8 protein-coding genes are annotated in these 13,025 nt (G+C 63.4%); 1 reads left to right on the top strand and 7 read right to left on the bottom strand.

All coding sequences use genetic code 11. The annotated features are described in order from the left end of the window. Window positions 1-17: 17 nt before the first annotated feature. The 5 genes from ACCQ05_RS06250 to ACCQ05_RS06270 all read right to left on the bottom strand — a co-directional run bounded on the left by ACCQ05_RS06250 (window position 18) and on the right by ACCQ05_RS06270 (window position 7,858). Entirely contained in the window at window positions 18-3,308 is a 3,291-nt protein-coding gene (locus ACCQ05_RS06250) for a type I restriction endonuclease subunit R (RefSeq protein ID WP_372393253.1), read from the bottom strand. Continuing rightward, on the bottom strand, window positions 3,305-4,549 hold the full coding sequence (locus tag ACCQ05_RS06255; RefSeq protein WP_372393959.1) for a restriction endonuclease subunit S: 1,245 nt from the start codon (window positions 4,547-4,549) through the stop codon (window positions 3,305-3,307). Before ACCQ05_RS06255 ends, ACCQ05_RS06250 begins: the two co-directional genes overlap by 4 nt. 125 nt (window positions 4,550-4,674) lie before the next feature. Continuing rightward, the gene (locus ACCQ05_RS06260; RefSeq protein WP_372393254.1) at window positions 4,675-5,670 is read right to left on the bottom strand and encodes a virulence RhuM family protein; all 996 of its coding nucleotides are present in this window, start codon (window positions 5,668-5,670) and stop codon (window positions 4,675-4,677) included. Between the two features lie 76 nt (window positions 5,671-5,746). Next, complete coding sequence (locus tag ACCQ05_RS06265) at window positions 5,747-7,255, bottom strand: type I restriction-modification system subunit M (RefSeq protein ID WP_372393255.1); 1,509 nt, start codon at window positions 7,253-7,255, stop codon at window positions 5,747-5,749. Between the two features lie 15 nt (window positions 7,256-7,270). After that, entirely contained in the window at window positions 7,271-7,858 is a 588-nt protein-coding gene (locus ACCQ05_RS06270) for a restriction endonuclease subunit S (RefSeq protein WP_372393256.1), read from the bottom strand. A 158-nt stretch (window positions 7,859-8,016) separates the two neighbouring features. Here ACCQ05_RS06270 and ACCQ05_RS06275 point away from each other — a divergent pair, with 158 nt between their 5' ends. Next, a complete protein-coding gene (locus ACCQ05_RS06275; RefSeq protein ID WP_372393257.1) occupies window positions 8,017-8,277 on the top strand; it encodes an XAC0095 family protein in 261 nt (86 codons plus the stop codon). Window positions 8,278-8,350: 73 nt separating this feature from the next. Here ACCQ05_RS06275 and ACCQ05_RS06280 read toward each other — a convergent pair whose 3' ends face one another. Continuing rightward, complete coding sequence (locus ACCQ05_RS06280; RefSeq protein WP_372393258.1) at window positions 8,351-10,189, bottom strand: glycoside hydrolase family 35 protein; 1,839 nt, start codon at window positions 10,187-10,189, stop codon at window positions 8,351-8,353. A gap of 331 nt (window positions 10,190-10,520) precedes the next feature. Then, window positions 10,521-12,866 carry a GH92 family glycosyl hydrolase gene (locus ACCQ05_RS06285; protein WP_372393259.1) on the bottom strand — a complete coding sequence of 782 codons (2,346 nt, stop codon included), beginning with the start codon at window positions 12,864-12,866 and terminating at the stop codon, window positions 10,521-10,523. Between the last annotated feature and the right edge of the window lie 159 nt (window positions 12,867-13,025).

Genomic DNA, 13,025 nt, shown 5'->3' on the forward strand with positions numbered 1-13,025 from the left:
TTGTGGGGCGGCATCTGTCACGCGCGGCTGCGCCCGATGCGCACGATGTGGATCACCTGGTCCACGATGGCCTTGGCGTGATCCAGCCCAAGCAGATCGAACATCGCCGGAAGCAGCGTCTGACGAATCTGGGACTCGATGCTGTGCGGGTTTAACGAATGTTCTGCCACCGCATTGCGTACCACCTCGTCGATGGTGATGGCCAGCGTCACCAGCACCGTCATCCGTTCAACGCTATTGGCATCCATGGCTTGTTCGCCCAGCGTGAGACGGATGGCACCGAAATACGCACTGGCCTGCGGCTTGTCGGCCAACGCATCAGGAATTCCAGGGGGCTGTTCGTTCTGCAGGCGCTGCTCGAATGCGCGCAGCACCGCATACTGTTTCAACGGATGGTCGAACATGGCGGCTGCCTCGGCGATGGCCTGCCGCAGCAGCTCGCCGAAGACCTTTTGCGCGTATGGATCGCCGGCCAGGTCCTGTTCGATGGTCTTGCGTAGCCGGGTCTGGATCAGATCCGCTTCGTTGCGGGTTTTTTCCTCCGACCAGGTGTCCGGATCCTGCGTCTGTCCCAGTTCGTGCACCACATAGGCGCCTTCCGGTTCGCGGACCTCGCGCCCGATCACCTGTTTGTCCACCAGCTTGCGGATCTGTTCTTCGTAGACGCCGTAGTCCACCGTTTCCATCGCATCCTGGCGGGCCGTTAGCCGCAGGCCAGAGAAAAAGCGCAGATCCTGTTTGTAGCGATCGATCAGTGCGTCGGGAAATGCAGTGTCTTCGAAGAAGCTGCGCGAGGACAAGGCGGTCTGCAGGCACAGGCCGAACGCAGTCAGTGCCGCATAGAAGTCCTCGCGCACGGCCTGGCGTTCGTCGTAGTCCTCGCCATCGGCGCCCCGGACGAAGTGCGGGATCAGCCGTTGTCGGAACTGTTCAAGGTCGCGGCGGTTGGTGATGCCGTCGAAGAACGCCCATAGCCGCGTATGCAGGGAGGGCAAGCGTTCGTATTCGCTGCTGACCGCGTAGTACAGCCCCTCCAGGTCGGCTACATCGAAACCGGCCTGGGTGCGGGTTTCCAGATCACGGTAGGCGCGCACGGCGGTATCCAGCTCCGGCAGGATGCCGCGGTAATCCACCAGCAGGCCATGGCGCTTGGCATCGTGCAGGCGGTTCACCCGTGCTACTGCCTGGATCAGGTTATGGCCCTTCAGCGGTTTGTCGATGTACAGCACGCCATTGCGCGGCTCGTCGAAGCCGGTGAGCAGCTTGTCCACCACGATCAGCAGATCCGGCTCGCCCTCCCCGCCGAAGGCGTGCACCGTTTCGCGCTCGTAGTCGTCCGGGCTGATGCGCGCATCGGTGATGGTCTGCTTCCACCACTTGTGGATGTCCGGCGCATTGTCTTCGTCTACCGTGCTGTTGCCCTCGCGGGTGTCGGGTGGGGAGATCACCACGGCGCTGCTGGCCAGGCCGGTCTGGTCCAATGCGCGCTTGTAGCGGATCGCGTCGCGCTTGCTGTCGGTGGCCACCTGGCCCTTCAATCCCAGTGGTTTGACGTGCTCGTGGTAGTGGGCGGCGATGTCCCAGGCGATGAGTTCGATGCGGTTTTCGGCGCCATACACCGCGCGCTTGCTGGCGAACTTTTTCTTCAGATCACTGCTCTGCGCCTCGGACAGGCCGGCGGTGATCTTGTCGAACCAGCGGTTCACCGCCGCTTCGTTGACATCCAGCTCCGGCACGCGTTCTTCGTACAGCAACGGCGCCACCGTCTGGTCTTCCACCGCGCGCTGCATCGAGTAGGCGTGCAGGATCGGGCCGAACTTGTTGGCGGTCTTTTCGTCCTTCAGCAGCGGGGTGCCGGTGAAGGCCAGATAGGCCGCATTGGGCAGCGCCTTGCGCATGCGTTCGTGGGTTTCGCCGCCGTGGCTGCGGTGGCCTTCGTCCACCAGTACGATCAGATCCGGCGAGGGATTGCGGCACTCGGGCAGCTTGGCGGCAGTGGTGAATTTCTGCACCAGCGAGAAGGTGATGCGCTCATTGCCCTGGCCGATGCGCTGCGCCAGGTCGCGGCCGGTGGTGGCCTTGCTGCGTTCACCGTCCTTGCGGGTGGCGACTGCCGAGCCGAACGCGCCGCCGCTGAGGAAGTTGCGCGCCAGCTGGGTTTCCAGGTCGGTGCGGTCGGTGACCACCAGCACCCGGCATTCCTGCAGGGCCTCATCCAGCAGCAGCGCCTTGGTCAGGAACACCATGGTGAAGCTCTTGCCCGAGCCGGTGGTGTGCCAGAGCACGCCGCCCTCGCGGCCGCCATCGGGCCGAAACGTGCGCAGTTGTGCCAGCAATGCACGGATACCGAAGAACTGCTGGTAGCGCGCCACCAGCTTGCCCACCTTGCGGTCGAACAGCACGAAGTTGCGCAGCACCTCCAGCAAGCGGGCTGGCGTGAGCACGCCGGCCAGCAGCCGGTCCTGCTCGGTGGGCAGCATGGGGTGCGCCCACAGCGCCTGGCAGTAGGCGCGCAGCGGTGCCGGCTTGCCGGCCAGCAGCGCATCGCGCGTGGCCGCGGGCAAGGCGGCGTTCTTGAGGCGATGCAGATACGCCTCGTCGAACTGCTCATCGCGCCAGCGCGCCCAGAATTTGGCCGGGGTCTGGGTGGTGCCGTAGCGCGCCTCGGTCAGACTGAGCGCCAGTAGCAGCTGCGCGTAAGCGAACAGCTGCGGAATCTCCTCACTGCGCTGGTTGCGCAACTGCTGGCTGATGGCCTCGTCCACCATCGACTTGCCGGCATGCCCGGCAGCCGGGCGCTTGGCCTCGATCACCACCAGCGGCAGGCCATTGACGTAGCCCACGATGTCCGGCGTGCGCGTGTGCGTGCCCTGCGCGGACAGCACCCCGCACTCTTCAGTGATGTCCCAGCGATTTTTAGCCGCATCGGCCCAGTCGATCACCGCGATGGTGGGCTGGTGCTTCTTGCCGTCGGGCATGAACTCGGTGACGGTGATGCCCAGTGCGAGTAACTGGTACAGCCGCTCGTTGGCTGCCAGCAACCCATCGCCCAGCGGCAATGCCGACAGCTCGCGCACGATCTGGTCGATGGCGCCGGGCGAAAGTGGGTACTCCTGGCCCTTGTAGGTGTAGCGCCGCGTTTGCAGCACCTCCAGCAGCCGCGGCACCAGCAGCACTTCGCGGGTGCTGCCGCGCAGCGCCAGGCACTCGGCGGCGCTCAGGTAGTGCCAGCCCAGGTTACAGAGCAGGTGCAGGGCGGGCAGCTGCGCGCTGGCCTGTTCGCGGGTGTCGGGGGCGCTGTGGCTCATGCGGCGCTCGCTTCGTCGGTGGGCAGGCGCACGCGGCGTTTGCCGGTGAGGAGTTGGGCCATGAGAGCCTTCTTCTCATCGCGGAGTTTGTCCAATTGCGCTGCGATCAGTTGTTCTTTTTTCTCGGCCATATTCAGGATGGCAGCGAGGCGCCGTTGCTCTGTCACATCCGGAATATGCAGCCGCAGTTTGAAGAAGTCGCCGACACCGACATTGAGCAATCCATGATTGCGCGCGCCCTCCTGCGCGATACCCGAAAGTCCTTCATTGAGCATGCCTTCCTCGAAGTAATGCCGGAAGAAATCTGCATCCGCCTCTTCTCCATCACGGAAACGGAAGCAAATGTAAAGGCTCGACACCACGCCTCGGTCATAGCGCGTCAACGGCTTGATCGCGCCCATGGGGTAGCCCGCAGAATAACTCTTGTTGTAAGCAAATTCGCCACGCTCAAGGAGCGTGTAGCCAGTGAGATTTTCGCTTGCGACAGACTTGTTGAAATAGTCGCGCTGGCTCACAAGCCCGCGAGTACCGGAGATGGTGAGTACGTTTGAGTTCGCAACCGAGTTGCGCCGTGTCACGCGCTCGAAAATTTCATCAAAGTTGGCAAATTTCCATCCATGTGTAGTCATACTGCTGTGTCGTCCATGGATGAAGAGTTGCTTGGTCAGCACTTTCCGCTGTGCGCGGGCGTTTGCAAGGAGCAATTCAGTGGTGGCGATGGCCTGATCCCAGGTGGAGAGGATGCGGGCGATGCGATCCTGCTCCGGGACGGGAGGTAGCAAGACTGGAAAGGCCTTCAACTGAGAGGAGTTGATGCTTGCGAGGTTGGTGCTGCGTTTGGCGCAACCCAGGAAATAAGTGCGCCCGTATTCGCTTCCGGACAGCGCGGATAGGAATAGGGGATTGACCAGCTCGCGCTGTGCACGGACCGCGAAGACATGGTTTTGGTGCAGGCATGGGGCGAGCGCACCATTCCAAACGGCACCTCGTCCCAGTTTGTCGAAGTCGCCGCCCTCGGTCATCAGGATGTCGCCCGCCTGGAGCGAGTACCGATCGATCTGATGCCGTTCCACGGCAATCGTCTTTACCTCGCTTAGGTCGATAAAGCCATCCTGCACGTTCGCCACGCGAAGATAAGGAAGTTCCACCGGGTCAGTCAGACCAGTTTTCCCTTTCGCCACTCCAGTGCGCACATCCGCAACTTCGTGAAGCGGTCGGCGGCTCCAGCCTTCAGGTAGCATCACGGCTTTCCTTGTAACTTTTCTTCGTATCGACGGTTGATGTGATGTGAGCGGTAGGCAAGAAGCCACATGCGGGATTGCCGGTTGGGAATAAAAAAGGTGTTTTTGGCATCGCGTTACTCTCGTCATTCGGAAGCACGACTGCCTCCTTTGCGCGCCAACCTTTCCACCGACTCCAGCGCCTTGATGTCTTCCTTGTCCGCCGCCAAAGCCTCTTCCTTGCGCCGCTTCGCATCAAACGCCGCATAACGCTCATGTGCGATCTGCTGCATGCGCTCGTGGCTGACAGTGCCGGCATCCTTCAACAACGGCCGTTCGTTGAATTGGACGAAGCGGTCCACGTACTGGCGCCAGTCGTCCATGCTCAGGTCCTGGCGCTGGCTGGCGCGGTCCTCGGCGTAATCCAGGAACATCGCGGCGATGCGGTTGAGCTGGGTGATTTCCTCGGCGTGCAGGTAGTTCTTGGCCACGATGACATCGGTCTTGCGCACGCGCCCGGCCTTCCAGCCAGTCAGCGCCATATTGGGTTGGTCGGGATCGGCACGTTCCACGATCAGTTGCGCGGCGGTCTTCTGGGTGACGGCGTAAAGCATCTTGTTCTGCACCACGGCAAAGAATTGGCCGGTGGCGGTGTCGTCGTCGCGGTAATCCACCGACAGGGCGAACAGGTCGCGGATCTTCTGGTAGAAGCGCTTCTCCGAGGTGCGGATCTCGCGGATGCGCTCCAGCAGCTCGTCGAAGTGGTCCCAGCCGGCCGGGTCCTTCAAGCGCGCGTCGTCCATCACGAAACCCTTGACCAGGTACTCGCGCAGATGGGTGGTGGCCCACTGGCGGAACTGGGTGCCACGCGGGGATTTCACCCGGTAGCCGATGGCCAGGATCATGTCCAGGTTGTAGAGCCTGGTGCGGTAGCGCTTGCCGTCGGCGGCAGTTGTCAAGTCTTCCTTGACAACTGTGAGCTCCACTAACTCATTGTCTGATATGACATTTTTGACATGCAGGCTGATATTTTGCTTGGTGGTCTGGAACAGCTCCGCTAGTTCAAGTTGGCTGAGCCAGACGCTGCCGTTCTCCGCGCGCAGGTAGAAGCGAGCGGTGCCATCGTCTGTGGCGTAAAGCACCAGTTCGCCATGGGGCGCAGATGAGTGGCCTGCGGCAGGGGCTTGCGGAGTCGTCGGCAGTTCAGGCTGCGTGCGCTTATTCATAGCCCAGTTCCTTCAGATACCCAGCCATCTGCTCCTCCAGCTTGGCCAGTTCGGCCTTGAGCTGCTCGCGCTCGCGGCGCACGGCCATCAGGTCGATTTCGGCTTCTTCCTCGAAGGTATCCACGTAGCGCGGGATGTTGAGGTTGTAGTCGTTGCCGGCGATCTCGGACGGGCTGGCCAGGTAGGCGTACTTGTCCACGCTCTGGCGCGCCTGCACGGTGTCCAGGATGCGCTGTAGATCGCTTTCGCGCAGCAGATTCTGGTTCTTGCCGTCCTGGTACTGCCGGCTGGCGTCGATGAACAGCACGTTCTTGTCTTTTTTCTTGGTGCGGAACACCAGCACGGCGGCCGGGATGCCGGTGCCGTAGAACAGCTTTTCCGGCAGGCCGATCACCACGTCCAGCAGGTTTTCGTCGATGAGCTTCTGGCGGATGCGGCCCTCGGCGGCGCCACGGAACAGCACGCCATGCGGCACCACCACGGCCATGCGGCCGCTGCGCGGCTTCATGGTGGCGATCATGTGCAGGATGAAGGCGTAGTCGCCCTTGGTGCGTGGCGGCAGGCCGCGGCGGAAGCGGTCGTGCGGGTCGTTGTCGGCGCTGTCGTGGCCCCACTTTTCCAGCGAGAACGGCGGGTTTGCGACGACGATGTCGAAGTCCTTGAGGTGGTTGCCGGCCAGCAGCTTGGGATTGCGGATGGTGTCGCCCCATTCGATGCGGTGGTTGTCCTCGCCATGCAGGAACATGTTCATCTTGGCCAGCGCCCAGGTACTGCCGATGGCTTCCTGGCCGTACAGCGCGTACTTGCCGGTGCCGGTGCGCTCGCGGATCAGGCGGCCGCACTTGAGCAGCAACGAGCCGGAGCCACAGGTGGGGTCGCAGATCTCGTCGCCTGGTTGCGGGTCCATCAGGCGCGCCATCAACGCGGAGACTTCCGGCGGGGTATAGAACTCACCGGCCTTCTTGCCGCTGCTGGAGGCAAAGTTCTTGATCAGGTACTCGTAGGCGTTGCCGATGATGTCCAGCTGGCCGATGCGCGAGGGGCGCAGATTGAGCGCGGGCTTGGCGAAGTCTTCCAGCAGGTGGCGCAGCAGGTCGTTCTTCTGCTGTTCTTCGCCGAGTTTGTTGGCGTTGAAGCTGATGTCCTGGAATACGTCGCGCAGCTTGCCCAGGTTGGCGTCTTCGATGGCGTGCAGGGCGGTGTCGATGCGCTCGCCATTGCCGGGGCGGTGGCGCTGGTCGTACAGGGTGTAGAAGTTGGCGCTGTGCGGCAGCACGAAGCGCTCGCTCTTGAGCAGTTCTTCGATCAGGCCGGGCTTGTTGCCGTGTTTGGCCTTGTAGTCGTCATAGTGGTCCTGCCAGACGTCGGAGACGTACTTCAGGAACAGCATGGTCAGCACATAGTCCTTGTAAACGCTGGGATCCACGGTGCCGCGGAAGGTGTCGCAGGCGCCCCACACGGCGGCGTTGATGGTGTCCTGGGCGATATCGGTCTTGCTCATGAAAATTCCAAAGGCTTAGGCGAGAAGGCGCTCGGCGAAGATCGCCAGCTCGGTGGTGCGGTTGTCGATCAGTGCGTGGAGGGTGGCGCGCTCGGCCTGTGCGGCCTGGTCGATGGCGATGGCGGCGTATTGGACCTGTAGCGGGGGTAATCGAATCAGGGTGCTGTCCAGAACGGCGCGGCGAATGCTTAGCTGGTTGCTGCCTTCGGCAGATTGGCGCAGGTAACGTTGCGCCGGGGCCTGGTTGAGCTGCCATGCAAGAAAGGCTGGCAACAACCGGTGTGGCGTCTTGACCCGGATGACATAGATGTGGGGCGAGCAAAGCGTGCGCGGCGGCGGTGCCTGTGCCAGCGCTGCGAAGGTATGTGCGCCCCTGGCGATGAAGACGATGTCCTGGTCCTGTAGCCAATCAGGCTCTTTGCGCCCTTCGACTTCTGTGGCAACAAGCGCGTTGTAGGCGCAAAGGCCGGCGCGCGTTACGTCCCTGGTCTGGATGACGCGGACGCTGCCGTCAGCGACTTCAGGGATCGCGCCTCTGAACGGGTAGCCCATACGGGTATCGGCCAGTTCGGATAGAGTAAAATTGACTGCATGATTCGACATGAAGCATATGATACGTTCACCATCGTTAATGAGTCAACAAATATTTTGCTTCAAATTAGATGGTGCAATTAAAACCGGAAAAATTGCTCTGCTTAGCTGGTAGCATTCAAGCCAAGTGCCGCAGCTAACGGCGCCACTTACCTGCTGCTGGAGGATGGATGAGACGAGGGCCCAACGCAGCCGGCTCACTGCCCGGCTACTACCTGCCAGAGCAGGCGCAGTACCGTTTGCAAAAGCTGGGAGACCACATGCGTTTTTTGGCGCGCATGGCCGAGCCGCGCACACGCAGCGAAGAGCAAGCCCCGCGTGCGGCGATCCGGATGGACGAACTGGCGTTCTGCCTGGAGCTACTGGCCGAGCAGGTGCAACAGGTTCTTGAGCAAGCGCGCCTGCCGGCAACGCTAGACGTTGCCGAGTAAGTGACTGACGAAGGACGGCGCTTGCATTTGCGCCGCTGCGATCGCATTCCCGCTTCTGGAACAGCGGGCGTGGTCAATCGTTGGGTTTGATCCACACCTGCTGTTCCAGGCCGCGCACGCTGGGCTTGGCAGTGCTGTCCAGGTCGAACACCACCACCGCGTTGTCGCCCTTGCGCTGGAACGGCGCTGGGAAATACAGCGCCGTCTGCGGGCCGATGTTCCAGTGGCGGCCCAGGTTGACGCCGTTGGCCCAGGCGATGCCCTTGCCGAAGGCGCGCATGTCCAGATAGGTGTCGGTGGGGGTGCCGATGCGCAGGTTGCCGCGGTGAAACGCGGGGCCTTGTACGGGCTTGCGGGTCCAGCCGCGGAGGCTGTCGGGCGAACGCATCGGCAGCGGGAAGGCCTGCCAGCCGGTGAGTTGTTGGTTGTCCAGCAGCACCGGGTCGACCAGGCCGGCGCGGCCGTCGGCCATGCGCGGGCCGTAGTTGATGCGGCCGCTGTTTTCGACCAGGACATCCAGCGTGTGTTGGCCAGCGGGAATGTCCACGTCGGTGGAGACCTGTTGCAAACGCCGTTCGACGCTGCCCACTGGCTGCTGATCCACATATACACGCGCTACGTCGCGCACCTCCCCCAGATACAGCGAACCCTTGCGCGGGCCGGTGATGGTGGTGCGGTAGAGGATGTAGCCGTAGTCCTGGCCGAAGTGCTCCATCGGCTGCGGGGTGTCGATGGCGATCGGGGTTGGCAGGTTGTCCCATAGCGAGGCCGATTCGCGCAGTGAAGTTTCCGGCAGTGTGGTGGTCGCGATCGGGGCGGGGAGCGCCGGTGCTTGCACGCCGGTGACGCGGGCGATGGCATCGCGCATCAGCGCGAACTTGGGGGTGGGCTGGCCGGCTTCGTCCAGCATGGCGTTGTAGTCGTAGCTGGTGGTCTGCGGGGCGTAATGGTCGCTGGGGTTGCCCTGGAAATTGGCGCCATTCATGAAGCCGAAACTGGTACCGCCCACGAACATGTACAGGTTGGCCGAATAGCCCTGGCGCAGGATCCATTCCAGCTCTTCGGTCTGTTGCTTGGCATCGGTGTTGGCGTGCGGCGTGCCCCAGTGATCGAACCAGCCTGCCCAGTATTCGCCCACCATGCGCGGTTGCTCGGGGCGGAACTTGATCAGTTTGTCGAACGCGCTCTTGGCCTCGCCTGGCGCGAAATTCACCACCGCCAGGGTGTCGGGCAAGGTGCCATTGGCGAGCATGTCCGCGCCGTCGGAGGTGAACAGCAAGGCCTTGTCGAAGCCGGCCTTGACGTACATGGCGCGGTTGTCGGCCATGTAGGCGTGGTCGTCGTCGTAGGAGCCATACTCGTTTTCCACCTGTACGGCGATGATCGGCCCGCCGTTGTGGTTGAGCAGCGGTTGCACCTGCTTTGCCACCGCATCCAGGTAGGCCTGGCTTGCGGCCAGAAAGCGCGGGTCGCGGCTGCGCACGCGGATATTGTCCTTGCCGAACAGCCAGGCCGGATACCCGCCGGCCTCCCATTCGGCGCAGACGTACGGGCCCGGGCGCAGGATCACGTTGAGGCCCTGCGCGGCGGCTTCCCGGATGAAGGCGGCAACATCGTTGTTGGCGGAGAAATCGAACTGCCCCTGCTGCGGTTCGACCAGATTCCAGAACACGTAGGTTTCCACCGTGTTCAAGCCGAGTGCGCGTGCCTTCTGCAGGCGGTCCTTCCAGTAGGCGCGCGGGATGCGCTGGAAGTGGATGGCGCCGGAGAGGATCTGGTACGGCTTGCCGTCGCGCACGAACTGCGTGCCCTGCGTGCCGAAGGTGGGCCAGGGATCGTCCTTGGCAACCGCGGTGATGGGGAGCGCGAAGGCCAGGGCCAGAACGAGAGGGGTGAATGTGGCGCGCAGCATGGGCGATTCTCGACGGTGGCGAGTGAGTGGTGAGTGGGTGACGATGGTAGTGGATTGTGTGCGTGTGGCGGCTTGTGCGTTGGCCCTCATCCGCCCTTCGGGCACCTTCTCCCGCTTGCGGGAGAAGGAATAGCGCAATTCCCGCTTGCGGGAGAAGGAATGGAGCAATTCCCGTTTGCGGGAGCAGGGGTAGAGCAATCCCTGCTTGCGGGAGAAGGACAGGCGGCTACCAATCGCGCCCAAGCGATCCCTGGGTGCGTGAGCAGGCAACGAAATCCCGCATCGCGCAGCAAGAATCCAAAGTGCCGCGTGCGCAGGTAGGGCCTTGCCATTACGCGAACGACGGTGGCAGATCCTTCTTGTCCGCGCCGAAGGCCGGATTCGGCTTGGGCCCCATGGCAAATTCCAGCGTGCCGCCGGCAGCCAGCTCGGTGTGGCGTAGCCAGGCGCGGGTGAGCGGTTTGCCGTTGAAGGTCAGCGACTGCACATAGATGTTCTGCGCGCTGTTGTCCTTGGCCAGGATACGCAGCGTGCGGCCGTTGCCGACGTCGAGCTCTGCGCGCTTGAACAATGGGCTGCCCACGATCCAGTTGCCGCTGACTGGATCCACCGCGTACAGGCCAAGGGCGCTGAGTAAGAACCAGGCGCTCATCTGCCCGCAGTCCTCGTTGCCGGACAATCCATTGCGCGCGTCGTGGTATTGCTCGCGCAGCAGCCGGCGCACCATCGCCTGGGTCTTGTACGGTTGGCCGGCATAGGCGAACAGATAGGCCACATGGTGGCTGGGTTCGTTGCCGTGCGCATACTGGCCCACCATGCCGTCGATGTCTGGCGGCGCATCGGCCGGTAGCTCGGAGCTGGTGGAAAACAGCTCGTCCAGCTTGGCCACGAAGCCATCGCGGCCACCGTACAGGTCCATGTAGCCGTACAGGTCGTGCTGGTTGAGGAAGGTGGCCTGCCAGGCGTTGGATTCGGTGAAATCGCGCCACTGTTTGCCATGGCCCATGCCGCGCGGGTCGAACGGTGTGGCCCAGTTGCCGTCTTCCAGGCGCGCCTGCACGAAGCCGCTGTCGCGGTTGAACACGTTGCGATAGTTGCGCGAGCGCGCGCGCAACGCGCGGGCATCGGCGCTGGCACCGGCCGCCTGCGCCAGGTGCGCGCAGGCCCAGTCGTCATAGGCGTATTCCAGGGTACGGCTGACCGCTTCGTCCACCTTGTCGGCCGGGATGTAGCCGAGCGTGCGGTAATACGCCAGGCCGTGGCTGGTGTCGTCCATCGCACGTTTGCGATACGCCGGCCATGCGGCTTCGTAGTCGATGCCGGTAAAGCCCTTGGCGTGCGCTTCGGCCAGCACCACGGCCGAGTGATAGCCGATCATGCAGCCGGTTTCCACGCCCTGCAGCGGCCAGATGCCCACGCCGTCCGGGCATTCGTTGGCGCCGCGCACCAGGCATTGCACCAGGTCGGGCACGCGCTTTGGCTGCACCAGGGTGAGCAGCGGATGCGCGGCGCGGTAGGTGTCCCACAGCGAGTAGGTGCTGTAGTTGTTGTAGCCGCTGGGCGCGGTGTGGATCTGCAGGTCCATGCCGCGGTAGCGGTTGTCCACGTCGGAGAACAGCGTGGGCGCCAGCAGGCTGTGATACAGGCCGGTGTAGAAGATGCGCCGTTGTGCTTCGTCGTCGCTGTCGATGCGGATGCGGGCGAGTTCCTTCTCCCAGGCTGCGACGGCTTGCGCATGCACGCGTGCGAAGTCGAAGTCCGGCAGTTCGGCATCCAGGTTGGCCAGTGCGTTCTCGGCGCTGACGGCGGAGATGCCGACCTTGATCAGCAACGGAGCGTCGGCGGCGTCGGGAAAGTGCAGCGCGGCCTTGAGGTGGGTGCCGTCGCGGCTGTGCGTGCCGGCGGGCAGCGGTCGATCTTCGTCGTACAGCTGCACGCTGGCGAACGGCCGCGACAGCCGCAGGGCGAAATAGATGTAGCGCCCCTTGGCCCATTGATAGACACGGCGCCCGCCGGTCAGGGTTTGCGCATCGACCACGCGCAGCTGCGCATCGCTCACGCGAGTGGGAATGCCGGGTTTGTCCTGCATGCCATGGCACAGGTCCAGCAGCACGTGTGCGGGTTTGCCCTTGGGAAAGTGATAGCGGTGCAGGCCGGCGCGCGCGGTGGCGGTGAGCTCGGCATGCACGCCGCTGTCCTTCAGCCGCACGCGGTAGTAGCCGGGCGATGCGGCTTCGTCGCTATGGTCGTAGCGCGAGCGGTAGCCGGCATCGGGATCATCCAGCGGGCCGGGCACCAGCTTGACCTCGCCGGTGGCCGGCACCAGCAGGAAATCCAGCATGTCGCCGATGCCGGTGCCGGACAGATGGGTGTGCGAGAAGCCCATGATCGAGCCATCGGATTCGTGATAGCCCGAGCACGAATCCCACACCGCGTTGTAGGTGTCCGGGCTCAGCTGCACCATGCCGAACGGCAGCGTGGCGCCGGGAAAGGTGTGGCCATGGCCGCCGGTGCCGATGAATACATCGACATGCCGGGTGAGATCGGCGCGAGTGCGCGCGTCGGCCGGGAGGGCGTAGTTGCCGGCGCGCGCGCGGGCCAGTCCGGTTGCAAGTGCGCCGCTGCCGAAGAGGGCTGCGGCGATGGCGCCTTGGAGGAAGCCGCGTCGTGTTGCCATGGTGTTTGCTCTCGTCAATCATGGGCCGGTGCGGGAGCGCCCTCATCCGCCCTTCGGGCACCTTCTCCCGCATACGGGAGAAGGAATGGGGCAGCTGTCCGCATGCGGGAGAAGGAATGGGGCAGCTGTTCGCATGCGGGAGAAGGGCTGGGTCAGGCG

The sequence above is a fragment of the Xanthomonas sp. NCPPB 3582 genome, from assembly GCF_041475735.2.
Lineage (GTDB): Bacteria > Pseudomonadota > Gammaproteobacteria > Xanthomonadales > Xanthomonadaceae > Xanthomonas > Xanthomonas codiaei.

Coding starts and splice junctions, on each gene's coding strand:
- ACCQ05_RS06270 (WP_372393256.1), bottom strand. CDS start 7,858: ATGTCGAATCATGCAGTCAATTTTACTCTATCCGAACTGGCCGATACC.
- ACCQ05_RS06285 (WP_372393259.1), bottom strand. CDS start 12,866: ATGGCAACACGACGCGGCTTCCTCCAAGGCGCCATCGCCGCAGCCCTC.
- ACCQ05_RS06275 (WP_372393257.1), top strand. CDS start 8,017: ATGAGACGAGGGCCCAACGCAGCCGGCTCACTGCCCGGCTACTACCTG.
- ACCQ05_RS06280 (WP_372393258.1), bottom strand. CDS start 10,189: ATGCTGCGCGCCACATTCACCCCTCTCGTTCTGGCCCTGGCCTTCGCG.
- ACCQ05_RS06250 (WP_372393253.1), bottom strand. CDS start 3,308: ATGAGCCACAGCGCCCCCGACACCCGCGAACAGGCCAGCGCGCAGCTG.
- ACCQ05_RS06255 (WP_372393959.1), bottom strand. CDS start 4,549: ATGCTACCTGAAGGCTGGAGCCGCCGACCGCTTCACGAAGTTGCGGAT.
- ACCQ05_RS06265 (WP_372393255.1), bottom strand. CDS start 7,255: ATGAGCAAGACCGATATCGCCCAGGACACCATCAACGCCGCCGTGTGG.